Source organism: Sphaerisporangium rufum, from assembly GCF_016863395.1.
Classification (GTDB): domain Bacteria; phylum Actinomycetota; class Actinomycetes; order Streptosporangiales; family Streptosporangiaceae; genus Sphaerisporangium; species Sphaerisporangium rufum.
This window is the reverse complement of the sequence record NZ_BOOU01000040.1, coordinates 1-22,617: the sequence shown is the minus strand read 5'-3', so window position 1 is coordinate 22,617 and position 22,617 is coordinate 1. Positions and strand designations below refer to the sequence as shown.

Below are 22,617 nucleotides of genomic sequence, written 5' to 3'. Positions count from 1 at the left end.
CCGGTCACCGACCCCATTTCTCCGGTTCGCGGCGGCCGTAGTCGACGAGGAGTTCCAGCACCCGCCGCTGGCCCGGGCTCAGATCGGCGAGCATCATCATGCCGAACCGGCCCGCGGCGGCGACGTCGACCTCGGCTCCGGGCGGCGCCGTGCCCGGTCCCAGTGGCAGCAGGTCCGGCAGGCGGGCGTAGAGCCGGCCCGCGGCCTGCTCGACGTCCGGGTCGTCGGCGCCGGCGCCGGCCAGCGCCGCCATCTCGGCGTCCCACTCCTGCCACCGCGAGCCGGTGTCCGGGTCGGCGACGTAGGCGTTCACCACGTCAAGGTCAACTCCGCCGACCCGGTAGCTCGCGGGCGGACCGGCCTGTTCGGTGGCGAGGTGTTGCGAAGCTGGCCTTTGAGACTCCTTTGGGGCTACTGTTGGCCCAACAGTAGCCCCAAAGGAGTCTCAAAGGTGACGTCCTCAGTGCCGGCGCTCAAGAAGATCTTGGCGGGAACGACGGCGGCTAAATGTGAGAGCGAGACGCTCGACTTCAAACAACAGAAGTCCAATCCGAAAGAGGCGTTTCAGGATCTCGCCGAGGCCTGCGTCTGCTTCGCGAATGCAAGCGGCGGTGTGATCGTGGTCGGCGTAGTGGACAACCTGCCCGGCGAAGAGGCCTTCGTCGGCTGTTCCTTGGACACGTTGACTCTTAGGGCGAAGATTAATCAGCTCACCACCCCATCGCTGCTCGTAGAAATAAAAGAGGTCGAGTTCTTCGGCAAGCGACTTTTGGAGATACTTGTTCCCGAGGGCCTGGAAGTATATTCCACCGTGAAGGGGTACACGTATCAGCGGATCGGTTCAGACTGCATGCCGATGCGCCCGCTCGACGTTACAAGGCTGGCGGAGGAACGTCGTGGCTTCGACTGGTCGGCCACTACGAGCGGACGCTCCCCGGACGAGGTCGATCCGCTGGCCCTCAGGTACTGCAGGAGATTGCTCGCCGGTTCGGCGGACCCGTCGCGGCAACGATATGCCCAGTTCAATGATATCGACCTGCTGAGAGCGCTTCACGCGATCGCGAACGACGGGCGACTTTCCCGTGCCGGTGAACTGATGCTGTGCCAGAGCGTATTGAATGCGGTGGTCTACCAGCACAAGCGGACGCAATCCGGTGAGGCGGACGCGATCCTGCGTCTGGGATCTCCACTGGTCCTTGCTTTCGAGGATGTCTTCCAGGCGATCAGAGCCCGGCAGGGGATCACACCGGTGACGCTCGCCGACGGCCGGCAGCTTCAGATCGAAGATTATCCGTCAGCGGCGATCCGTGAGGCACTGGTCAATGCCTTCATCCATGGTGATTGGCGGTTGAAGGCTCCCGTTCAGGTTGAGCATTCCCCTCAGTATCTGCGCATCGATTCCCCTGGGCCCTTGGTGTCCGGTGTGACCACCAGCAATATTTTGACGAGGGGGTCGAGAGCCCGCTATCCCGCTCTGGCCGCAGGCTTCCGACTGCTCGGTCTGGCCGAGGAGGTCGGGCAAGGGGTGGACCGGATGTTCCGGGAGATGATCAAATCCGGACGGGATGTTCCCTTGATCGGCGAAGACGCCGATCGGGTCTCTGTGCTGTTTCGAGGGGAGCCACCCAACACGCGCATAGCGAAGTTCGTGGCTTCGCTCCCCGCGGAGGAGCAGGATGACACGGATGCGATGCTCATCATTCGCATGCTCTGCACGAAGCGTACGGTTCGCGCGTCCGAGGTCGCACCGGTCATACAACGATCGCCGGACGAGGCGCAGGCGGCACTGCGTCGGCTGGCCGCGGAGTCCGCGAGCGTGCTGGAGCCCACCCGGGCCACCATGCAGCACCACTATCCCCTGTACCGGCTGCGGGCAGAAGCGGTCACCCGCCTGGGAAGCGCCGTGGCCTATCACAGTCGCGCGGTCGACGATATCGACAAGAAGATCATCGAACACGTGCAGGACTACGGCGAAGTGAACAACCGCACCATCAAGCGTCTATTCGACGTGGATGTCTACCAGGCGCGGGACATCCTGCGAGATCTGGTCGGCCGTGAACTGCTGACACGTACCTCCGAGCAGAAGCGTGGAACGGCGGTTCGATATGGACCTGGCCCCAAGTTCCCGGTAAAGAACAATCCCTCCAAGAGGCGGCCTCAGCGGCCGCCGACCGGGCACGCTGGTCAACCTACAGACTGAAGATCTGGTCACCTGGTCGGGCCACCGGTCGAAGCGACAGTCGATGCTCCGTCTCTCGGCCGGGTAAGCGCCTTGCAGGAATGACGCACCTGGCCCGCGGCCTGCTCGACGTCCCGGTCGTCGGCGCCATCTCAGGGTCCCGCTCCTGCAGATGGCCAGGACCGGCTCGGGTGGACCGGGCTTTGTCTCCTCCGGCGCCCTCCGGAACGCCGAACGCCACCTCCCCGCCGGGGAGGTGGCGTTCGGCGGGGTGGGCGGGTCAGCCGGACTTGGCGGAGCCGGAGCCGGAGCCGGAGCGCTTGAAGATCTTGTTGCCCAGCCAGACCAGCGGGTCGTAGCGGCGGTCGACGACGCGCTCCTTCATCGGGATGAGCGCATTATCGGTGATCTTGATGTGCTCCGGGCAGACCTCGGTGCAGCACTTGGTGATGTTGCAGTAGCCGAGGCCGTGCTCCTCCTGCGCGGCGTTCTTGCGGTCGGCCACGTCATAGGGGTGCATGTCCAGCTCGGCGATCCGCATGAGGAAGCGCGGCCCGGCGAAGGCCGGCTTGTTCTCCTCGTGGTCCCGGATCACGTGGCAGACGTTGTTGCACATGAAGCACTCGATGCACTTGCGGAACTCCTGGGACCGCTCGACGTCGATCTGCTGCATGCGGTACTCGCCGGGCTTGACGTTGTCCGGCGGCGTGAACGACGGGATCTCCCGCGCCTTCTGGTAGTTGAAGGACACGTCGGTGACCAGATCCTTGATCACCGGGAAGGTGCGCATCGGCGTGACGGTGATGGTCTCGTCCTCGGTGAAGGTCGACATCCGCGTCATGCAGCCGAGCCGGGGCTTGCCGTTGATCTCCATCGAACAGGAGCCGCACTTGCCGGCCTTGCAGTTCCACCGCACCGCGAGGTCGGGGGTCTGGGTGGCCTGCAGCCGGTGCAGGGCGTCCAGGACCACCTCGCCCTCGTTCACCTCGACGACGAAGTCCTCCAGCGCGCCCTCGCCGGCTTCGCCGCGCCAGATGCGGAACTTGGCCTTGTAACCCATCAGGACTCCTTCACGAGCGTGTCGTAGGCCACCAGCTCGTCTTCGGTGAGGTACTTGCTGAGCTCCCCCCGCTCGAACAGGGTGATGAGGTCGTCGCGCATGGCGGGCTGCTCCTGCTCCACCACGCTGACGGCGCCGTCCGGCGTCAGCCCGCACCTCAGCAGCCTGCGCCGCCAGTCGGCGGACATGGCCGGGAAGTCGTCGCGGGTGTGCCCGCCCCGGCTCTCCTCGCGCAGCAGCGCCGCCCGGGCCACGCACTCCGACACCAGCAGCATGTTGCGCAGGTCCAGGGCGAGGTGCCAGCCGGGGTTGTAGATGCGCCCGCCGGGCGCGCCGGTGTTCGCGGCCCGCTCCTTGAGCTTCTCGACGACCTCCAGCGCCTCGCGGATCTCCTCCGACTTGCGGATGATGCCCACCAGCTCGTTCATCGTGCGCTGGAGCTCGTGGTGCACCTCGTACGGGTTCTCCCCGTCGCCGCGCGCCAGCGGGGCCAGCGCGGCCCGCTCGGCCTCGGCCAGCGTCTCCGCCGGGGCGGCCGGGCGGGCGGCCAGCCCGTCCACGTACGCGGCGGCGCCGGCGCCGGCCCGGCGGCCGAACACCAGCAGGTCCGACAGCGAGTTGCCGCCGAGCCGGTTGGAGCCGTGCATGCCGCCGGAGACCTCGCCCGCCGCGAACAGGCCGGGCACCGAGGAGGCGCCGGTGTCGGCGTCCACCTCGACGCCGCCCATGATGTAGTGGCAGGTCGGGCCGACCTCCATCGGCTCGGCGGTGATGTCGACGTCGGCCAGCTCCTTGAACTGGTGGTACATCGACGGCAGCCGCCGGGTGATCTCGGCGGCGGGCAGCCGGCTGGACACGTCCAGGAACACCCCGCCGTGCGGGGAGTTGCGCCCGGCCTTGACCTCGGAGTTGATCGCCCTGGCCACCTCGTCGCGCGGCAGCAGCTCCGGCGGGCGGCGGTTGCCGGCCTGGTCGTCGTACCAGCGGTCCGCCTCCTCCTCGGTGGTGGCGTACTTGTCCTTGAACACCTCGGGGATGTAGTCGAACATGAACCGCTTGCCCTCGGAGTTGCGCAGCACCCCGCCGTCACCGCGGACCGACTCGGTGACCAGGATGCCGCGCACCGACGGCGGCCACACCATGCCGGTCGGGTGGAACTGGATGAACTCCATGTTGATGAGCTTGGCCCCGGCCAGCAGGGCCAGCGCGTGGCCGTCCCCGGTGTACTCCCAGGAGTTGGAGGTGACCACGTAGGACTTGCCGATGCCGCCGGTCGCCAGCACCACCGCGGGCGCGTCGAAGCAGATCAGCCGGCCGGTCTCCCGCCAGTAGCCGAACGCGCCGCTGATCGGGGCCTCCGGTGCCGGGCCCTCCTTGAGCAGCTGGGTGATCGTGCACTCGGCGAAGACCTTGATGTACGCTTCGGGGTCGTCGTGCAGCCGGGCGTCCTCCTGCTGCAGGGCGACCACCCGCTGCTGCAGCGTACGGATCATCTCTAGGCCGGTCCGGTCGCCGACGTGCGCGAGCCGCGGGTACTCGTGGCCGCCGAAGTTCCGCTGGCTGATCTTGCCGTCCTTGGTGCGGTCGAACAGCGCGCCCCAGGCCTCCAGCTCCCAGACCCGGTCCGGGGCCTCCTTGGCGTGCAGCTCGGCCATCCGCCAGTTGTTCAGGAACTTGCCGCCGCGCATCGTGTCGCGGAAGTGCACCATCCAGTTGTCGGCGGAGTTGACGTTGCCCATCGCCGCCGCCGCACCGCCCTCGGCCATGACCGTGTGGGCCTTACCGAACAGTGACTTGCAGACGATCGCCGTTCGCTTGCCCTGCTGCCGCGCCTCGATGGCCGCCCGGAGGCCGGCGCCGCCCGCTCCGATGACGACGACGTCGTATTCGTGACGTTCGATATCCACTGGTGATCCTTAGGCGAACGGGAAGTTGATGATGCCCTTGGCCACGAGCCGCACGTAGAGATCCGCCAGCATGACGGAGTACATGGACAGCCAGGCCAGCAGCATGTGGCGGGCGTTGAGCTTGGACACGAAGGTCCACATCTTGTACCGCAGCGGGTGCTTGGAGAAGTGGTTGAGCCGGCCGGCCGTGATGTGGCGGCAGGAGTGGCAGCTCAGCGTGTAGGCCCAGATCAGCGCCGCGTTGATGAACAGGATGGCGGTGCCGAGACCGAAGTGTCCCCAGTTGCCCTCGGCGTCGCGCAGCGCGAGCACCGCGTCGTACGTCAGCACCGCGCCGATCAGCACCGCGCCGTAGAAGAAGTAGCGGTGCAGGTTCTGCAGGATCAGCGGCAGCCGGGTCTCGCCGGTGTACTTGCCGTGCGGCTCGGCGACCGAGCAGGCCGGCGGCGACAGCCAGAACGCGCGGTAGTAACCCTTGCGGTAGTAGTAACAGGTGAGGCGGAAGCCGGCCGGCAGGCCGAGGATCAGGAAGCCGGGCGGCAGGGTCCACCAGTCGCCGAAGGGGGCGAGGCCCAGGAACCTGGCGCCCTCCGGGCAGGACGTCGCCAGGCACGGCGACGAGAAGGGGGCGATGTACGGCTCGACGAAGTAACTCTTGTCGAAGATCGCCCAGAAGCCGTAGACGAGGAACGACGTCAGGGCCGCGAACGTGATGGCCGGGGCGACCCACCATCGGTCCGTGCGCAGGGTGCGCGCCTTGATCTGGGCCCGTTGCTTACGCCCCGCCGGCTCACTGGTCGGCCGACCGGCCGTTGTCTGGGTCATCGGAGAACTCTCCACCTCCCGGGGACTCCCACCCTCGCGGGTGTGGGGTCCGGGCTTCACGTTTGGCTGGGTGCCGCGCGCGTTGTATCCGCGCGGTCACACAGACGCGCGCGCGCCGGTGGGGGTCTACGTTACGACGGTGTGAACCCTCCGGGTGAGGAGGGTCACTCACTTTTTTCGGCTGACCTGGTGTGATTCCTGTCACTCGCCGGTCAGGATCACGAACGCTGACCTGTCCGAGGCAGCTTGACGACGCTCACGAAGAAGTCGTCGATCTGCCGCACCACCTTGATGAACTGGTCGAAGTCTACGGGCTTGGCCACGTAGGCGTTCGCGTGGAGGTGGTAACTGCGCAGGATGTCCTCCTCCGCCTCGGAAGTGGTGAGCACGACCACCGGGATGCTGCGCAGCGCGGCGTCGGCCTTGATGTCCTCCAGCACCTCGCGGCCGTCCTTGCGCGGCAGGTTGAGGTCCAGCAGGATCAGGTCCGGCCGCGGCGCCTCGGCGTAGTCGCCCTCCCGGCGCAGGAAGGCCAGCGCCTGCTCGCCGTCGCTGACCACGTGCAGTTTGTTCTGCACCTTGTTGTGCTCGAACGCCTCCTGGGTCAGCAGCACGTCCCCCGGGTCGTCCTCCACCAGCAGGACGTCGATGAAGCGGTATTCATTCATGCTCTTCTTCTCCAGGGTTCGCGGGCAGGGTCCACCGGAAGGTGGTGCCCGGACGTTCGGGGTCGGGGTCGTCCAGCCAGATCCTGCCGCCGTGGTACTCGACGATCTTCCGGCACAGCGCGAGCCCGATGCCGGTTCCGGGATAGACGTCGCGCGGGTGCAGCCGCTGGAAGATCAGGAAGATGCGGTCGGCGTACTTGCCGTCGATGCCGATGCCGTTGTCCGCACAGGCGAACTCCCACATCTCGTCCACCCGGCGGACCGAGATGTGCACCCGCGGTGCCGCCTCGGCGCGGAACTTCAGCGCGTTGCCGATCAGGTTCTGCAGGAGCTGGGTGAGCTGGACCCGGCTGCCGAACACCGCCGGCAACTCGTCGTGGGTGACCTCCGCCTCGGTGTCCTCGATCTTGGCCGCCAGGTTGGCGAGCGCCGTCTCCAGCACCTTCTGCATCTCGACGTCGGTCTTCTCGGCGGCCACCCGGCCGACGCGCGACAGGTCCAGCAGGTCGTTGATCAGCAGCTGCATGCGCTTGGCGCCGTCCACCGCGAAGGCGACGTACTGCTTGGCTCGGTCGTCGAGCTGGTCGCCGTACCGCTGTTCCAGCATCTGGGTGAAGCTGGCGACCTTGCGCAGCGGCTCCTGCAGGTCGTGGCTGGCCACGTAGGCGAACTGCTCCAGCTCGGCGTTGGAGCGGCGCAGCTCGGTCGCCTGGTCGGCGAGCAGTTGCTGGGCCTCGGCGGCGCGCCGCCACTCGCGGACGATGCGGCCGCGCATGCTGTCGACGCGGCCGGACAGCTCGGCCAGCTCGGCCGGCCGGTCGACCTGCAGCGGGCGGTCGAACTCGCCGAGGGCGACCGCGCGCACCTGCTGGGTGAGCCGGGAGATGGGCCGCAGCACGATGTAGCGGACGATGAGGGTGAAGGTGATGGCGGCGCCGAGCAGCACGGCGGTCAGGGCGATGAGCAGGGCGTAGAAGGTCTGCCAGCCGGCCTTGAGAGCGGCGCTGCCGGCGTCGTGCAGCCGGGCCAGGTCGTCCTGCTGGGCGTTCAGGGCCGCCCGCACCGCGGTGAAGCGCTCGGTGTTGACCGGGGCGTAGGTGGTGGCCGTCCTGGTCTCCAGCTCCGGGACCTTGGCGATGACCACGTCGGCGTAGTCGCGCCGCCAGGTGGTTATGGTCTGCTCCAGGCGGGCGAGGTCGGCCTTGACCCGCTGGTCGGGGATGCGGCCGATCAGCGAGCGCAGCCTGGCGGCCGCCGCGGCCTCGGCCTGGACGGCCTGCCGGTACTCCTGGAGGTACTGCGGCTCGTTGGTGCGACCGTAGGTGCGCACCGAGCTCTCCTGCGCGGTGAGCGCGGTGGTGATCTCCAGGGTGCCCATGACGGCCGGGTCGACCACGTCCACCACCGAGACGCGGTCGTTACGCATGGAGTCGATGGTGGCGACGGTGAGGACGGCCCCGGTGGCGAAGGCCAGCGCCACCAGCAGGCCGGCGATGAGGAACCATCGCCCGAGGGGCAGCCGTCCGACGCCGCTCGGCGGCGTGGGCGCGGGCAGTGGGGCGGGGGTGCTCAAGTGGCCCTCCGGGGCACGGTGTCGGCGGCGCAGGCGGCTGTGGCGTTCGGGCTCGGACCGCTTCGCGGGCGGTGTCCCGGCCGGCGTCCCAGGCGGTGTCTCAGGTGCGGCCGGGCTGGGCGCGCCGCCCGCCGGGGCGCTCACCGCGGCCGTCGGCCGACCAGCACGGCGGCCAGGTCATCGCTCAGCGCGTCCTGGTGCATCTCGCGGACGGCGGTGATGATGCGGTCCAGGTCGATCTCGCCCTGCTCGCGGATCAGCCCGATGAGCCCTTCGGTGCCCAGCAGGTCCGGTCCGCCGCCGACGGTGGCCTCGATCAGCCCGTCGGTGTAGAGCAGCAGCGCCCAGTCCTCGCCGAGCGGCAGCTCGATCGTGGTCCAGTCTATGCCGTTGAAGATGCCGAGCGGCGGCCCGGACGGCGCGTTCGGCACCACGTCCAGGCCGTCGCCGGGCACCCGGCCGCGCAGCAGCAGCGGCGGCGGGTGGCCGACCACGTGCAGGCGGGCGTGCCGCAGGTCGGGGTCGATGGTCACCGTGCACATGGTGGTGAAGATCTCCGGCGACTTGCGCTCGTTGCGCAGCACGCTGTCCAGGGTGGCCAGCAGCTCGTTGCCGGTGTGCCCGGCGAGCACCAGGGTGCGCCAGGCGATGCGCAGCGCGACGCCGAGGGCGGCCTCGTCCGGGCCGTGCCCGCAGACGTCGCCGATCACCACGTGCACCGAGCCGTCGGGCGTCTGCACGGTGTCCCAGAAGTCGCCGGCCAGCAGCGCCTGGCGGCGCCCGGGCAGGTAGCGGGCGTGGTGCTGCAGGCCCTCGGCGGCCAGTTCCGCGCGCAGCATGGGCACCGGCAGCAGGCCGTGCTCCAGCCGGGCGTTCTCCCGGCTGAGCCGCGTGGCGTCGGCGAGCTTGCGCTGGGCCAGGTCGGCGCGCTTGCGCTCGACGGCGTAGCTGATGGCCCGGGCGAGCAGGCGCTCGTCGACGTCCTGCTTGACCAGGTAGTCCTGCGCGCCGACCGCGACGGCCTCCACCCCCATGTGGGCGTCGTTCAGGCCGGTGAGCACCAGCACCGCGGTGTCGGGGGCCATGGTGAGCACCTGGCGCAGCGCCTCCAGGCCGGCCGCGTCGGGAAGCGAGAGATCGACCACCACGCACTGGACGTCGTCGGTCAGCCGTTCCCGGGACTCGGCCAGGCTGCGCGCCCAGATGATCTTCGGCGGGGTGGGGGAGCCGGCCAGCAGCTCCTCGACCAGGAACGCGTCGCCCGCGTCGTCCTCGATGAGCAGAATCGTCTGCATCTCGGCCGGCGCCGGCGGCGTGCCGGGCGAGAGCGCGGTCACTGAAGCCTCTTGTTGGGTGATGGTCGACCTTGCCTGTTGCCCTGCACCATATAAGGAAAGACGTCTGGACGCATGAATGTACCAAACCGCGACATCACCGGACGAACACGATTGATCGCATGGGGACTCCGCCCTGGCGACCCAGTGCGCGGCGGGTCAGTCACCCGGGAGCCGGACCAGTTCGACACCCTGCGGCAGACATCCTTCCTCGGCGGCTTCCGACAGATAGGAGAGCAGCGTAGCGCGGAAGGCGCGGGCCGCCCGGGTCGGTTCCACGTCCTTGCGGTGAGCGAGCGCGATCGTGCGCCGAAGCCCCGGAGCGAGCGGCACGCCGGCCAGTTTCGGCCGCCCCTCCAGCACCATCGACGGCACCACCGCGACCCCGAGGCCGGCCTCGACGAACCTTAGCACCGCGTCCATTTCGCCGCCCTCGACGGCGAACCGCGGCTCGAAGCCGGCCTGCCGGCACGCGCCCAGCGTGGCCTCGCGCAGATCGTAACCGCGGCGGAACATCACCAGCGGCCGGTGGCGCAGCTCCTCGATCCGCAGGTAGGCCCGGCGCCCGCGCGTCTCGGCCGGCGAGGCCACCACCAGCCGCTCGTTCAGTATCTCCTCGGTCACCAGCGACGGGTCGCTGCTGTGCAGCGGCAGGATGATCAGCGCCAGGTCCAGCCGCCCGCGGGCCAGGTCGCCCACCAGGTCGCGCGAGCCGCCCTCCTCCACCAGCAGGTCGATGCCGGGATAACCGGTGTGGAAGCGCGCCAGCGCCTCGGCCAGCAGGCCCGCGCACAGCGACGGCGTCGCCCCTAGCCGGACCCGGCCGCGGCGCAGCCCGGCCAGCTCGGCCACCTCGCGGCGCGCGGTGTCGGCGTCGGCCAGCATGCGGCGCGCCAGCGGCAGCAGCGCCTCGCCGGCCGCGGTGAGGGTCACGTTGCCCCTGGCCCGGCTGAACAGCGGGGCGCCCAGCTCGGTCTCCAGGGCCTTGATCTGCTTGCTGAGCGAGGGCTGGGCGAGCCGCATCCGCTCCGCCGCCCGGGTGAAGTGCGATGTCTCGGCCACAGCCACGAAGGACGCGAGTTGCTGTAGCTGCACGCCTGCCAGCGTACGGGCGGGGACGGGCCGGGCGGAGCCGGGCGCGCGCACGTCCGCGATGTGAGATTGCTCGCATCGGCGGCGGCCGGCCGCCACCGCGACGGCGCGCGGGGCACCGGGCATGCCCGGCGGCTATCGGTACCAGGCCCCGCATGACTTGGACGCATGCGCGCACGCTGCCTACCGTCGGCAGATGTGACATCGACCATCGAGCGGGGCGCCGCGACCGCGGCGGTGCCCCGGCGCGCACCCGTGAAGAAGGCCCCCACCCCCAAGGCGCCCGGCGGGCGGCGGCGCGGGCCGGCCGGCCTGCTCGGCACCACCAACGGCCGCAAGGCCGTCATGGCGGTCAGCGGAGCCGTCCTGGTGCTGTTCCTCATCGGGCACATGGTCGGCAACCTAAAGATCTTCCTCGGTGCCGGGGCGTTCAACGACTACGCCGCCTGGCTGCGCACGGTGGGCGAGCCGGCGCTGCCCGGCCGCACCCTGCTCACCGTGACCGAGGTGCTGCTGGTCGCGGCGGTGCTGCTGCACATGTGGTCGGCCGTCGCGCTGGCCCGCCGCGCGTCCGCCGCCCGGCCGGTCCGGTACGCCGCCCGGCCCCGGCGGCGGGCCGGCGGGTATGTGGCCCGCACCATGCGCTACGGCGGCGTGATCATCCTGCTGTTCGTCGTCTGGCACCTGCTCGACCTGACCTTCGGCGCGGTGAACCCCAAGGGCGCCGCCGCCACCCCCTATGACCGGATGGTGGCCGGGTTCGACCCGTCGCGCTGGTGGGTGACCGCCTTCTACGTGCTGGCCGTCGCCATGGTCGGCCTGCACCTGCGGCACGGGCTGTGGAGCGCCTTCCAGACCCTCGGGCTGGTCCGGGGCCGCGCGCGCCGCACGCTGAGCGCGGTGGCCGCGGCGTCCGCCGCCGTGCTGGTGCTCGGCTTCGTCGCCGTCCCCGTCGCCGTGATGATCGGAGTGGTGAAGTGAAGTACACGATCGGCGAGCCCATCCGGGACGGCAAGGCGCCCGGTGGGCCGATCGAGGACCGCTGGGACCGGCGGCGCTTCTCCGCCCGGCTGGTCAACCCGGCCAACAAGCGCAAGCTGACCGTCATCGTGGTCGGCACCGGCCTGGCCGGCGGGTCGGCCGCCGCGACCCTCGGCGAGCTGGGCTACCGGGTCAAGTCGTTCTGCTACCAGGACTCGCCGCGCCGCGCGCACTCGATCGCCGCGCAGGGCGGTATCAACGCCGCCAAGAACTACCGCGGCGACGGCGACTCCATCCACCGGCTGTTCTACGACACCGTCAAGGGCGGCGACTTCCGCGCCCGCGAGTCCAACGTGCACCGGCTCGCCCAGGTGAGCGTGAACATCATCGACCAGGCGGTCGCCCAGGGCGTGCCGTTCGCCCGCGAGTACGGCGGGCTGCTGGACACCCGCTCCTTCGGCGGCGCCCAGGTGTCCCGCACCTTCTACGCGCGCGGCCAGACCGGCCAGCAGCTGCTGCTCGGCGCCTACCAGGCCCTGGAGCGCCAGATCGCCGCCGGGACCGTCGAGATGCACACCCGGCACGAGATGCTCGACCTGGTGGTCAGCGGCGGCCGCGCCCGCGGCGTCATCGTCCGCGACCTGGTCAGCGGCGAGATCGAGACCCACCTGGCCGACGCCGTCGTGCTCGCCACCGGCGGGTACGGCAACGTGTTCTTCCTGTCCACCAACGCCAAGGGCTGCAACACCACGGCGATCTGGCGGGCGCACCGGCGCGGCGCCTACTTCGGCAACCCGTGCTACACGCAGATCCACCCCACCTGCATCCCGGTCAGCGGCGAATACCAGTCCAAGCTGACCCTGATGTCGGAGTCGCTGCGCAACGACGGCCGGGTCTGGGTGCCGGTGCGGGCCGGCGACGAGCGGGCGCCGGGCGACATCCCCGAGGACGAGCGCGACTACTACCTGGAGCGCCTCTACCCGGCGTTCGGCAACCTGGTGCCCCGGGACATCGCCTCCCGGGCCGCCAAGAACGTCTGCGACGAGGGCCGCGGCGTCGGCCCGGGCGGCCTCGGCGTCTACCTGGACTTCGCCGACGCGATCGGCCGGCTCGGCCGCGCCGCGGTGGAGAAGAAGTACGGCAACCTCTTCGAGATGTATGAGCGCATCACCGGCGAGGACCCCTACTCCCGGCCGATGCGCATCTACCCCGCCGTCCACTACACGATGGGCGGCCTGTGGGTGGACTACGACCTGCAGTCCACCATCCCCGGCCTGTTCGTGATCGGCGAGGCCAACTTCTCCGACCACGGCGCCAACCGGCTCGGCGCCTCCGCGCTGATGCAGGGCCTGGCCGACGGCTACTTCGTGCTGCCCACCACCATCGGCGACTACCTGGCCGACGGCCCGTTCGGCGCGGTCGACCAGGCCGACGTGGCCGAGGCGCTCGGCGAGGTGACCGGCCGGATCGGCCGGCTGCTGTCGGTGGACGGCACCCGCACCGCCGACTCCTACCACCGCGAGCTCGGCGGCCTGATGTGGGACCTGTGCGGCATGGAGCGCACCGAGGAGGGCCTGCGCAAGGCGCTGGAGCGCATCCCCGAGCTGCGCGAGGAGTTCTGGGCGAACGTCAAGGTGCCCGGCGGCGAGGAGGGCCTCAACCAGGCGCTGGAGCGGGCCGGCCGGGTGGCCGACTTCTTCGACCTCGCCGAGCTGATGTGCCTGGACGCGCTGCACCGCACCGAGTCCTGCGGCGGCCACTTCCGCGCCGAGTCGCAGACCGAGGACGGCGAGGCGCTGCGCGACGACGCGAACTTCGCCTACGTCGCGGCCTGGGAGCACGGCGGCGACGCCGGCCCGGTGCTGCACAAGGAAGCGCTCGACTACGAGTACGTGACGATGACCCAGCGGAGCTACAAGTGAACCTGACCCTGAAGGTCTGGCGGCAGAACGGCCCGGACGACCGCGGGCGGATGGTGACCTACCGGGTCGAGGACGTCTCGCCCGACATGTCGTTCCTGGAGATGCTGGACGTCCTCAACGAGCGGCTGATCCTGGACGGCGACGACCCGATCGCCTTCGACCACGACTGCCGCGAGGGCATCTGCGGCATGTGCGGCATGGTGATCAACGGGGTGGCGCACGGCGAGCAGCGCGCGACCACGACCTGCCAGCTGCACATGCGCCACTTCGCCGACGGCGCCACGATCACCATCGAGCCGTGGCGGGCCGCGCCGTTCCCGGTGGTGAAGGACCTGGTGGTGGACCGGGGGGCGTTCGACCGCATCATCCAGGCCGGCGGGTTCATCTCCGTCCCGGCGGGTTCGGCGCCGGACGCGCACAGCATCCCGGTGAAGAAGGAGGACGCCGACGACGCGTTCGACGCGGCCACCTGCATCGGCTGCGGCGCCTGCGTGGCGGCCTGCCCGAACGGGTCGGCCTCGCTCTTCACCGCGGCCAAGATCACCCACCTGGGCCTGCTGCCGCAGGGGCAGCCGGAGCGGGACGCCCGCGCCGTCGCGATGATCGAGCAGATGGACGCCGAGGGGTTCGGCGGGTGCACCAACACCGGCGAGTGCACCGCGGTCTGCCCCAAGGGCATCTCGCTCGACACCATCTCCCGGATGAACCGCGACTACCTGAAGGCCGTCAAATGACCCGGTGAACGAGCGGAGGAGCCGTACCGGGACCTTCTGGTTCCGGGACGGCTCCCCGTCGCCTCCGCCTGCTGGGGCGCATGGTCCTCACCTCCGCGCTCGGACTTGCCCCGGTCGCCGGGTGCGCCTAGTTGTGATCGGACCGCCAGGTTCCGCAGGTGTTGTAGCCCGCGTCGTCGACGCAGACGCGATAGACGATCGCGAAGTATCCGGTCTGCAGGTTGTACCCCTTGGTGGTCCCGCAGCCGCCGGAGTTGTACTTCTCCTGGCTGTTCCCGCCGTTGATCTGGTATTCGACGTACACGTCGTTGGCGTCGCACTTGGCGTCGTAGACGTCGAACCACGCCTTGCCGGCGTGCGAGCCGTCCGATCGGTTGAACCACGCCTCCGCCGCGCGGGTTCCTCCGGTCTTGACGATCGAGCTGGACGACGCGGCGGCCTGGGCCGGCGTGGTGGTGCTCACCAGGGCGGTGCCCAGCGCGGCCAGTATCGTGATGTTCCTGAGCAGGCGACCCATCGTTCTCGCCCTCTCCTTCGTGCGATCGGGGTGGTGCCTCCGCGCCGGAGGCCCGCCGCTAGTTGTGGTCGGACTTCCAGCTGGAGCAGCTGTCGCTGAACACCCCGTTGTCCACGCAGACGCGGTACTTGATGGTGAAGTATCCGGTCTGCAGGTTGACGCCCATGGTGGTGCCACAGCCGCCGTCGTTCTCCTGGGTGTAGTCCTTCAGGTCGCCGTTGATCGAGTACTGGACGTACACCGGCTCGGCGTCGCATTTGGCGTCGTAGACGTCGAACCACGCCTTGTTGGAGTGGGTGCCGTTCGACCGGTTGAACCAGGCCTCACCGGCGCGGGTGCCGCCGGTCTTGACGATCGCGCTGGAGGAGGCCGCCGCCTGGGCGGGCATCGCCAGATTCACCGCGCCGGCCGTGACCAGGGAGGAGATCCCCAGGTACAGGCCGGCGCGCCGCCAGGTCTTCAATGTCGTCACCTTTCTGGTGGGCAGGCGGAAGCGGCCGCCGGCGAGGGCGCTCGCCGGGGCCGTCGGCCGCTGGGAGAGATGTGTCCTGCCGGTCTGGTCCGCGACGCGGAATGCCATTGGCGAATGCGCTGATTCGCAATCGCCCATGCAGGACTAGTCGCGCAATGCATGACATATCGCTTGGATCATCCTGACATACCCGCCGTTGCGCGATCAACAGCTTTCGGCATGCGGTAAAAGCCTTTTAGGTTCAACCGGATTGAGCCTCGCCGGGCCCGGCGGCCCACCCGTCCCAGCCCGCACCCGTCGGCGCGGGACGGCCCCGGACACGCGTGCGGGGAGCGGCCGGCATCCGCTGCCGTCCGCTCCCCGCGTTCCCCGCCGGCCGCGCCCCCTGCCGCGCGGCCGGTGTCACGGCTCAGCTGGAGGTGCAGGCCGAGCCATTGAGGCTGAAGGCCGAAGGGGCCGGGTTGCTCCCGCTGTGGGTGCCCTGGAAGCCGAACGACGCGGACGCGCCCGGGGCCAGCGAGCCGTTGTAGGACACGCTGCGCGCGGTCACCGAGGAGCCGCTCTGGCTCACGGTCGCGTTCCACGAGCTGGTGACCTGCTGGCCGGCGGAGAACGACCAGGCCAGGGTCCAGCCGTTGATCGCGGCGCTGCCGGTGTTGGTCACGGCGACCTCGGCGGTGAAGCCGTTGTTCCAGTCGTTCTTGACGTACGACACCCGGCAGGCGCCGCTCCCGTTCCCTCCGGTGGGCGTCGGGGTCGGCGTCGCCGTCGGGGTGGGCGTCGGCGTGGGAGTGGGAGTGGGAGTGGGGGTGGGGTCGGACGTGCCGTTGACGGTGATGTTGGAGTTGCCGCTGCTCTGGTAGCCCTCGGTGGCCAGGATCTGGTAGTCGTGGTTGCCCAGCGGCATGCCGGCCCGGGCCCAGGCGTCGAAGTGGTTGCCGGCGGTGATGGTGCCGCCGGTCTTCTTGGACTGGCGGACGCTCCAGTACTGGTTGAAGGTCTGGTTGCCGTCGATGGACGGGGCGTTGTACCGGGTGGTCTGGTAGATGTCGTAGGTGCCGCCGTCGGAGGTGACGGTGCCCTTGAACGTGCCGGTGGGGCGGTAGGTCCCCCAGTTGTCGACGATGTAGTACTCCACCAGCGGGCTGCGGGTCCAGCCGTACAGGGTCAGGTAGGCGTTGCCCGAGGGGTTGAAGCTCCCCGAGTAGGTCACCGTGCGGCGGGTGCCGGGCTTCCAGCCCTTGCCCGCCACGAAGTTGCCGGTGTTGCGCCAGGAGGTGCTGTAGTTGCCGCCCGAGCCCAGCTCCATGGACACGGTGCCCTGGCTGTCGGTCCAGAACGAGAAGAAGTAGCCGTTGTTGGTGCCGGTCTGGTTGGTGGTGACCGCCGCGTGCGCCACGCTCGGCACCATCGCCGTCACCACGGCCGCCACCACCGCCAGCACCCGGACCACCGGCCGGGCGCGACCGCCCGCGCGGCCTCGGACAGGAACGTCGTACATATCCGTGGTACCTCCTCGGGAAGGGGCCGGCCTGGCCGGGGGACCGCCACCGCGCGCCGGTGTCGTGCGCCGGGCCGCCGGCGGAGGGCGGCCGGTCGTGAGATCTCCGGCGACCGGATCGCCGGCCCCGGCCCGGCGATCCCGGCGGCGGTGGCCGCCGACGGCGCAAGTGTTCGCCCGTGTCCCGGAACTGTCAAAGATTCGCCGAAAATTGCGACAGTGATCTTGGCTGCTGATGTGCGTCATCCCTGGCCATCGCCGACCGACCACCGCAATCGGCGAATGCGGGCCGTGAAATTTTCGGGGACCGAGCGGATGCCGGCCGGCTTTGCCCGGCTGTTACCATGACCGGCGCGCCGTCCGCATATCGGGCGCGGCGCACAGCGAGCGGGGGTTTCGTGCACGTCTCTGTCCGCCGGCGGCGCGCGTCGGTAACGCTGGCCAACATCACCTTCGTGCTGGTAGGGATCAACGCCGGGGTGCCCGGCGTGCTGCTGCCCGCGCAGATCGCCGACTACCGCGTCGACAACGCGACGATCGGCCTCACCTTCTTCGCGATCTCCGCCGGGTTCATGCTCGGCAGCTCCGCCACCGGTGCGATGGTTCACCGCCTCGGCGTCCGGGGCAGCCTCGCCGTCGGCTGCGGTGTCTTCGCGCTCGCCGCGTTCTGCACCGCGGCCCGCCCGCCGTTCGCGGCGCTGCTGGCGGCCCAGGCGGTGGCGGGATACGGCGTCGGCGTCCTCGAGGCCGGGCTCAACGTGTACCTGACCCGGCTTCCGTCGGCGACCAGGCTGCTCAACCACCTGCACGCCTTCTTCGGCATCGGCGCGCTGGCCGGGCCGCCGCTGGCCGCCTGGACGCTCACCTGGGCGCCGTGGCCGATGGTGTGGCTGATCCTCGCCCTGCTCGCCGTGCCGCTGCTGGCGGGCTTCCTGCTGATCCATCCGCGCGCCGGCGGCGTGACGGCCCAGGACACCACGGCTCAGGACACCAGGGTCCAGGACATCGAGGCTCAGGGCACCGGGGCTCGGAGCCTCGCGGGCAAGGACACCGCGGGCAAGGACACCGCGGGCAAGGACACCGCGGGCAAGGACACCGCGGGCAAGGACACCGCGGGCAAGGACACCGTGGGCAAGGACACCGGGCGGCCCGATGCCGCCGGACCGGCGCGGGGCGGCCTGCTCGGCCGCGCGCTGCGCACGCCCGCGGTGCTGCTGGCCTCGGCGTTCCTCACCGTCTACGTCGGCCTGGAGCTCAGCGTCGGCAACTGGGGCTTCACCTACCTGGTCGCCGAGCACGGCCAGCCGGTCCTGGCCGCCGGCTACGTGATCAGCGGCTACTGGCTCGGCCTCACGCTGGGCCGGTTCCTGATCAGCCCGATCGCGGCCCGCGCCGGCCTGACGCTGAACGGCATGACCCTCGTCTGCCTGGCCGGGGTCACCGCGGCCGTGGCGCTGATCTGGGCGGTCCCGGTGACCGCGGTGGCGGACGCCGGGTTCGTGCTGCTCGGCTTCTTCCTCGGGCCGCTGTTCCCGACCGCCATGGCGGTGGTGCCGCGGCTGACCGAGCCCCGGCTGGTCGCCACGGCCATCGGCGTGCTGAACGCGGTGTCGGTCGCCGGCGGCGGCGCGCTCCCCTGGGTGGCCGGCACCATCGCGCAGCACGCCGGGGCGTGGACCCTGATGCCCTTCGCCCTGGGACTCGCCCTGCTGCAGGCCCTCCTGTGGCGGCTGACCGCCGCCCGGATGGCCGCCGACCCCGCCGACGCCGCCGCCGCACCCGCGCGGCGGTCCGCCGCCGGCCGGGACGGCCCCCGCTGACCTCCCGGCCGGCGGCTACCGGTCAGCGGTGGCCGGGGTGGCGGCGGGAGCCGGCGCCGGCGGAGCGGTACGGCGGGCGATGGCCGGGCCGAGGGCGGCGACGCCGAGGGCGGCCGCGGTTCCGGCGATCGCGCTGAACCACCAGACCACCGCCGGGCCGGCCGTCGCGTACAGGGCCGTACCGGCCCCCAGGGCGAGGAAGCGGGCGATGCCCCAGGTCCACTGGAAGGCCCCCTGGTAACGGCCGCGGGCGTCCGCCGGGGCCAGCCCGGCGATCATCGCGCCCTGCAGGCCGCCGACCATCGCCTCCCCGGCGGACCACAGAACGACGGTGCCGGCGTAGGCCCAGGCGCCATCCGCCACCCCGGTCAGCGCGACGCCGGCGGAGATCAGCACGCTGGCGGCCACGTACACCGGGATCTGCGGGCGCCGGGCCAGCAGCTGGGTGGCGATCGGCTGCAACACCACGACCAGCACCGCGTTGAGCGTGGCCATCAGCCCGTAGGTGGCGGGCGGCAGGCCGTCGTCGCGGATCGCCAGCGGCAGGCACACCTCGGTGAACGAGTAGATGATCAGTGCGACGCCGAACAGCGGGAGCAGCGCCCGCATCAGCGGGTCGGCCAGCACCACCCGGTAGCCGGACCCACCGGCCGGCCCGTCCGGCCGGGCCGCCGGGCCGCGGCCGGCCGGCAGCAGCGTGGCGGCGATGGCGGCGAAGGCCAGCGCGGTCACCGCGTCCAGGGCGAACAGCAGCCAGTAGCCGTGGCCGGCGAGATAGCCGCCGAGGATGCCGGCGGCCGCGGTGCCGATGTTCACCGCCCAGTGGAACAGTGCGAACGCCGCCCGCCGCCGGTCGGCCGGCACCGCGTCGGTCAGCAGCGCCCCGGCGGCCGGGCCGACTAGGGAACCCGCCGTGCTGAGGAACGCGGCGGCCAGGGCCAGGGTGAGCACGCCCGGCGCGACGAACAGCAGACCCTGGGCCACCGCGGTGCCCGCCAGGCCGGCCAGCATCGTCGGACGCCGCCCCACCCGGTCGGCGAGCAGCCCGCCGACGACCGGGCCGACCAGGTTGCCCGCGCCCAGCGCGCCGAGCACGTACGGGGTCTGCTCGGTGGAGATCCCGCGGGAGGCCAGGTAGAAGACCAGGAACGGGGTCACCACGTAGCCGAGCCGGTTCACCACCGTCCCGGCGAAGATGACCCAGGCCGCGCGCGGCAGCCCGCTGAAGGTGGACAACATGCCGGGATCTTCGGCTCGGAAGTAAACTCGTGGCCACTGATTAAGTCCAGACCGAATCGAAGGGCCTTCCGTGCGCTCCGAACTGGCCTTCTCGGCGGACGACCTGGCCCGCACCCGGTTCGCGGTCTCTCCGATGTGGGAGGTCGTCACCAGCTACCGGCTGCTGCGCGGCACCACCACCCATCCGGTGCACCGCCCCTGGGCCGCCCAGGTGCATCCCCGGGTGGCCGCGGCCGGCCTGTACTCGGGCTGGCTGGCCGAGCTGGTCCCGGCGGGCAGCTACATCCCCGACTTCCTCACCCCGCCGCCGGACGACCCCGCCCCGGCCATCGAGGCGGAGCTGGCCGCGATCCGGGCGACCCCGGCCGAGCATGTCCGCGCCGACCTGGCCAAGCTGCCCGGCAGCCCCCGCCGCCGCGCCCTGGCCGCCGACCCGGCCGGCCGGCTGGCCAAGCTCATCGCGGAGATCGAGGTCTACTGGGAGCTCGCCCTCGCCCCTTACTGGGCGCGGATCCGCGCGGTGCTGGACGCCGACGTGTACCACCGGGCGCGCCAGGCGGCCGAACGCGGGGTCGGGCACCTGTTCGACGACCTGCACTCCTCGCTGAGCTGGGACGACAACACGCTGCGCCTGGTACGCAAGCAGTGCCAGATGACCCGGGAGACCCCCGGGCCCGGCCTGCTGCTGGTCCCGTCCGCGTTCGCCTCACAGAGCCTCAGTTGGATACGGCCGCCGCTGATCCCGCAGGTCGCCTATCGCGCCCGCGGCACCGGCACGCTGTGGGAGCAGCGGCCGTCCCCGCGAACCGACGCGATCGCCGCCGTCATCGGCCGGTCCCGGACCCTGCTGCTCGCCGAACTGGCCGCGCCGGCCTCCACCACCGAGCTGGCACGCCGCACCGGCATCTCGGCGGCCGGCGTCTCCCAGCACCTCACCGCGCTGCGCGAGGCGGGCCTGGTCAGCACGCACCGGGCCGGCCGGTTCGTCCTGTACGCCCGCACCGCCGCGGCCGAGAGCCTCATCACCGCGGCCCCCTGACCGGAGGCCGTTCGCCGCGTCCTCCGGTCAGGGACCTCACCCGGCGGGCCCACCCCCGGCCGCCGGGGCCTGAGCCGGCCACGGGCCGGGTGCCCGTCCGGCCCGCTTAACCGGCCCGCTTAACCGGCCCGCTTAGCCGGGCCTCTTAGCCGGCCCGCTCAGCCGGTCGTGACAGCCGGCCCTCACAGCCGGTCGTCGCCGGGCAGCACCCGGCCCTTCACCCTGGTGACCGTGCGCAGCTTCTTCACCTTGCCGGTCTTCGCGGACGCGCGGTAGAAGGTGATCTTCGTCCGGGTGGCCGTCCGGACGATCACCCGGCCGGCCCGGTCGAAGTTCAGGTCGTCGATGTACCGCCCGCTCGGCAACCGCACGGTCACCGGGGCGGTCGCCCGGCCGGTGCGCAGGTCGAGCAGGCGCAGCCCGCGGCACCGGTCCTTCTTGCAGACCGGTACCGCCGCGGTGACGTGGTCGTTCGCCAGCGCCCACGGTTCCAGCGACGACTTCAGCCGCTTGCGGGCCCGCAGCCCGCGGTCGAACACGACGAGTTCGCGTTCCTTGGCGAGCAGCAGTCGCTGCTGGTCCGGGCTGAACCCCGCGACGGCCCAGGTGTCGTCCTTCTCCGGCGGTCCAGCGGTCTTGCCGGTCCGCAGGTCCACGAAGACCCCCAGTCCCGGCGCCGAGGTCCTGGTGATGACGTAACTCCCGTCGGCCGACACCATCGGCCACTCCTCGCCGACGTTGTCCACCGTGATCCGCCGGGACACCACCCGCTCCCCGCCGCCGAGCATCCGCTCGACCAGCAGCCCGTCGGATCTGCGGTAGTAGAAGAAATGCCGCCCGTCCTCGCTGATCACGAACGGCACCGGATATCCGCTGTTGACCGCGTCGGCGGGCGCCTTGACGAACGCCTGCGGGACGTTCACCTTTCTCCCGTCGGTCAGCACCAGCTGCCAGTCCGGCGCGAGCTTCGCGTACGCGATCGTCGCCGCGGTACCGGCGGCACCGGTCTTGACGGTCGTGCCGGCGGTCGCGGGCGGGCCGATCGGTATCACGGCGGCCAGGAGAAGCGCCGCGACGGCTGTCCGAGATCTCATGCCCCTATGACGCGCGAACTCCAGGAAAAGTTGGAAACCGTGGCCGGGACCGGTCGCTCACCTCGCTGACCTGCGGAGATGACCTCCGGTGGTCGCGGAGCCGGGGGCGCCCGGCAGAGGTCCGCCCGGGTCTCGCCGATGCCGGGGCGCGGCGGATGGCAGCAAGCGGTCAGCGGCGTGCAGCTTGCTGCCGCCGTTCTCTCTGTTCCGGGGCCGGTGAATGCCGGAAAGTTAATGGTGTAAGGACGAAACACCGGCTCCCCGGAAATGAGGAAAAGAAATGAACGCCACCGCCGCCGCCCTCCGCTCCGCCGGCACCACCTGGGACTCGTTCTCCCGGACCGCGGGCACCACCTGGGACTCCCGGACAGCCGGCACCACCTGGGACTCCTTCTCCCGCACCCCCGGCACCACCTGGGACTGAAAAGACGCCCGCACAGCCGAAAAAATCGCTTCTCACTGATTTTCCGAATGAACCGCCGGTCGCGCTGAATTCTTGAACCGGCCGCATATCGAATGACCTGGACTTTCCGGAAGACCGGATGGGCGTACGCCATCCGATGAATCCGACGCAGTCCGCCCCGGCCGCTCCCGCCGCGGAGCCCACCGGCCGGCCCTCCACCGAAAGTGACACCGCCCGTCTCCAACGGACGATGCCCC

Annotated in this window: 20 protein-coding genes; 7 read left to right on the top strand and 13 right to left on the bottom strand. The window is 70.7% G+C overall.

Features of this window, described 5'->3' with window-relative positions; translation table 11 throughout:
* Positions 1 to 4: 4 nt before the first annotated feature.
* On the bottom strand, positions 5 to 313 hold the full coding sequence (locus Sru01_RS13505) for a hypothetical protein (protein ID WP_203984704.1): 309 nt from the start codon (positions 311 to 313) through the stop codon (positions 5 to 7).
* A gap of 138 nt (positions 314 to 451) precedes the next feature.
* On the opposite strand from Sru01_RS13505, the gene Sru01_RS13500 reads away from it, so the two are divergent.
* Positions 452 to 2,200 carry an RNA/DNA-binding domain-containing protein gene (locus tag Sru01_RS13500; protein WP_203984703.1) on the top strand — a complete coding sequence of 583 codons (1,749 nt, stop codon included), beginning with the start codon at positions 452 to 454 and terminating at the stop codon, positions 2,198 to 2,200.
* Positions 2,201 to 2,459: 259 nt separating this feature from the next.
* Here Sru01_RS13500 and Sru01_RS13495 read toward each other — a convergent pair whose 3' ends face one another.
* The 7 genes from Sru01_RS13495 to Sru01_RS13465 all read right to left on the bottom strand — a co-directional run bounded on the left by Sru01_RS13495 (position 2,460) and on the right by Sru01_RS13465 (position 10,641).
* Entirely contained in the window at positions 2,460 to 3,239 is a 780-nt protein-coding gene (locus tag Sru01_RS13495) for a succinate dehydrogenase/fumarate reductase iron-sulfur subunit (protein WP_203984702.1), read from the bottom strand.
* Positions 3,239 to 5,146: a fumarate reductase/succinate dehydrogenase flavoprotein subunit gene (locus Sru01_RS13490; protein WP_203984701.1), complete on the bottom strand. Its 1,908-nt coding sequence runs from the start codon at positions 5,144 to 5,146 to the stop codon at positions 3,239 to 3,241. Before Sru01_RS13490 ends, Sru01_RS13495 begins: the two co-directional genes overlap by 1 nt.
* Before the next feature lie 9 nt (positions 5,147 to 5,155).
* Complete coding sequence (gene sdhC / locus Sru01_RS13485; protein WP_203984700.1) at positions 5,156 to 5,971, bottom strand: succinate dehydrogenase subunit SdhC; 816 nt, start codon at positions 5,969 to 5,971, stop codon at positions 5,156 to 5,158.
* Positions 5,972 to 6,189: 218 nt separating this feature from the next.
* Positions 6,190 to 6,639, bottom strand: coding sequence for a response regulator (locus Sru01_RS13480; protein ID WP_203984699.1), 450 nt, complete (start codon positions 6,637 to 6,639; stop codon positions 6,190 to 6,192).
* A complete protein-coding gene (locus Sru01_RS13475; RefSeq protein WP_203984697.1) occupies positions 6,632 to 8,212 on the bottom strand; it encodes a sensor histidine kinase in 1,581 nt (526 codons plus the stop codon). Before Sru01_RS13475 ends, Sru01_RS13480 begins: the two co-directional genes overlap by 8 nt.
* Positions 8,213 to 8,352: 140 nt before the next feature.
* Positions 8,353 to 9,549, bottom strand: a complete 1,197-nt coding sequence (locus Sru01_RS13470) for a PP2C family protein-serine/threonine phosphatase (RefSeq protein WP_239137389.1) — start codon at positions 9,547 to 9,549, stop codon at positions 8,353 to 8,355.
* 156 nt (positions 9,550 to 9,705) lie between these two features.
* Positions 9,706 to 10,641 (bottom strand): LysR family transcriptional regulator, encoded by a 936-nt coding sequence (locus Sru01_RS13465; RefSeq protein ID WP_203984695.1) that lies wholly within the window; start codon positions 10,639 to 10,641, stop codon positions 9,706 to 9,708.
* Between the two features lie 195 nt (positions 10,642 to 10,836).
* On the opposite strand from Sru01_RS13465, the gene Sru01_RS13460 reads away from it, so the two are divergent.
* From Sru01_RS13460 to Sru01_RS13450, 3 genes are read left to right on the top strand one after another with little or no spacing between them, the layout of a single operon-like run.
* Positions 10,837 to 11,619 carry a succinate dehydrogenase cytochrome b subunit gene (locus tag Sru01_RS13460; RefSeq protein WP_275412165.1) on the top strand — a complete coding sequence of 261 codons (783 nt, stop codon included), beginning with the start codon at positions 10,837 to 10,839 and terminating at the stop codon, positions 11,617 to 11,619.
* A complete protein-coding gene (locus Sru01_RS13455) occupies positions 11,616 to 13,541 on the top strand; it encodes a fumarate reductase/succinate dehydrogenase flavoprotein subunit (protein WP_203984693.1) in 1,926 nt (641 codons plus the stop codon). Before Sru01_RS13460 ends, Sru01_RS13455 begins: the two co-directional genes overlap by 4 nt.
* Positions 13,538 to 14,275: a succinate dehydrogenase/fumarate reductase iron-sulfur subunit gene (locus tag Sru01_RS13450; RefSeq protein ID WP_203984691.1), complete on the top strand. Its 738-nt coding sequence runs from the start codon at positions 13,538 to 13,540 to the stop codon at positions 14,273 to 14,275. The genes Sru01_RS13455 and Sru01_RS13450 overlap by 4 nt, the downstream gene beginning before the upstream one ends.
* Positions 14,276 to 14,402: 127 nt before the next feature.
* Here Sru01_RS13450 and Sru01_RS13445 read toward each other — a convergent pair whose 3' ends face one another.
* From Sru01_RS13445 to xynA, 3 genes are all read right to left on the bottom strand, one after another.
* Positions 14,403 to 14,792, bottom strand: a complete 390-nt coding sequence (locus Sru01_RS13445; RefSeq protein ID WP_203984690.1) for a hypothetical protein — start codon at positions 14,790 to 14,792, stop codon at positions 14,403 to 14,405.
* 58 nt (positions 14,793 to 14,850) lie between these two features.
* Complete coding sequence (locus Sru01_RS13440) at positions 14,851 to 15,372, bottom strand: hypothetical protein (protein WP_203984689.1); 522 nt, start codon at positions 15,370 to 15,372, stop codon at positions 14,851 to 14,853.
* 301 nt (positions 15,373 to 15,673) lie between these two features.
* The gene (gene xynA / locus Sru01_RS35565) at positions 15,674 to 16,765 is read right to left on the bottom strand and encodes an endo-1,4-beta-xylanase XynA (protein WP_239137388.1); all 1,092 of its coding nucleotides are present in this window, start codon (positions 16,763 to 16,765) and stop codon (positions 15,674 to 15,676) included.
* Positions 16,766 to 17,163: 398 nt separating this feature from the next.
* Between xynA and Sru01_RS13430 the strand changes: the two genes are divergently transcribed.
* Complete coding sequence (locus tag Sru01_RS13430; protein ID WP_203984688.1) at positions 17,164 to 18,585, top strand: MFS transporter; 1,422 nt, start codon at positions 17,164 to 17,166, stop codon at positions 18,583 to 18,585.
* Between the two features lie 15 nt (positions 18,586 to 18,600).
* Here the strand turns inward: Sru01_RS13430 and Sru01_RS13425 are convergent, their stop codons facing one another.
* Positions 18,601 to 19,824: an MFS transporter gene (locus tag Sru01_RS13425; protein WP_203984687.1), complete on the bottom strand. Its 1,224-nt coding sequence runs from the start codon at positions 19,822 to 19,824 to the stop codon at positions 18,601 to 18,603.
* 70 nt (positions 19,825 to 19,894) lie between these two features.
* Here Sru01_RS13425 and Sru01_RS13420 point away from each other — a divergent pair, with 70 nt between their 5' ends.
* The gene (locus tag Sru01_RS13420; protein WP_239137387.1) at positions 19,895 to 20,863 is read left to right on the top strand and encodes an ArsR/SmtB family transcription factor; all 969 of its coding nucleotides are present in this window, start codon (positions 19,895 to 19,897) and stop codon (positions 20,861 to 20,863) included.
* A 182-nt stretch (positions 20,864 to 21,045) separates the two neighbouring features.
* Here the strand turns inward: Sru01_RS13420 and Sru01_RS13415 are convergent, their stop codons facing one another.
* Positions 21,046 to 21,957 carry a hypothetical protein gene (locus tag Sru01_RS13415; RefSeq protein WP_203984686.1) on the bottom strand — a complete coding sequence of 304 codons (912 nt, stop codon included), beginning with the start codon at positions 21,955 to 21,957 and terminating at the stop codon, positions 21,046 to 21,048.
* 280 nt (positions 21,958 to 22,237) lie between these two features.
* On the opposite strand from Sru01_RS13415, the gene Sru01_RS13410 reads away from it, so the two are divergent.
* Entirely contained in the window at positions 22,238 to 22,381 is a 144-nt protein-coding gene (locus Sru01_RS13410) for a hypothetical protein (RefSeq protein WP_203984685.1), read from the top strand.
* The last annotated feature ends 236 nt before the right edge of the window (positions 22,382 to 22,617 follow it).

What these genes read in the sequence shown, in the direction of transcription:
- Sru01_RS13495 (WP_203984702.1), bottom strand. Translation starts at nt 3,239, where the DNA reads ATGGGTTACAAGGCCAAGTTCCGCATCTGGCGCGGCGAAGCCGGCGAG.
- sdhC (WP_203984700.1), bottom strand. Translation starts at nt 5,971, where the DNA reads ATGACCCAGACAACGGCCGGTCGGCCGACCAGTGAGCCGGCGGGGCGT.
- Sru01_RS13480 (WP_203984699.1), bottom strand. Translation starts at nt 6,639, where the DNA reads ATGAATGAATACCGCTTCATCGACGTCCTGCTGGTGGAGGACGACCCG.
- Sru01_RS13445 (WP_203984690.1), bottom strand. Translation starts at nt 14,792, where the DNA reads ATGGGTCGCCTGCTCAGGAACATCACGATACTGGCCGCGCTGGGCACC.
- Sru01_RS13440 (WP_203984689.1), bottom strand. Translation starts at nt 15,372, where the DNA reads ATGGCATTCCGCGTCGCGGACCAGACCGGCAGGACACATCTCTCCCAG.
- xynA (WP_239137388.1), bottom strand. Translation starts at nt 16,765, where the DNA reads ATGTACGACGTTCCTGTCCGAGGCCGCGCGGGCGGTCGCGCCCGGCCG.
- Sru01_RS13425 (WP_203984687.1), bottom strand. Translation starts at nt 19,824, where the DNA reads ATGTTGTCCACCTTCAGCGGGCTGCCGCGCGCGGCCTGGGTCATCTTC.
- Sru01_RS13415 (WP_203984686.1), bottom strand. Translation starts at nt 21,957, where the DNA reads ATGAGATCTCGGACAGCCGTCGCGGCGCTTCTCCTGGCCGCCGTGATA.
- Sru01_RS13410 (WP_203984685.1), top strand. Translation starts at nt 22,238, where the DNA reads ATGAACGCCACCGCCGCCGCCCTCCGCTCCGCCGGCACCACCTGGGAC.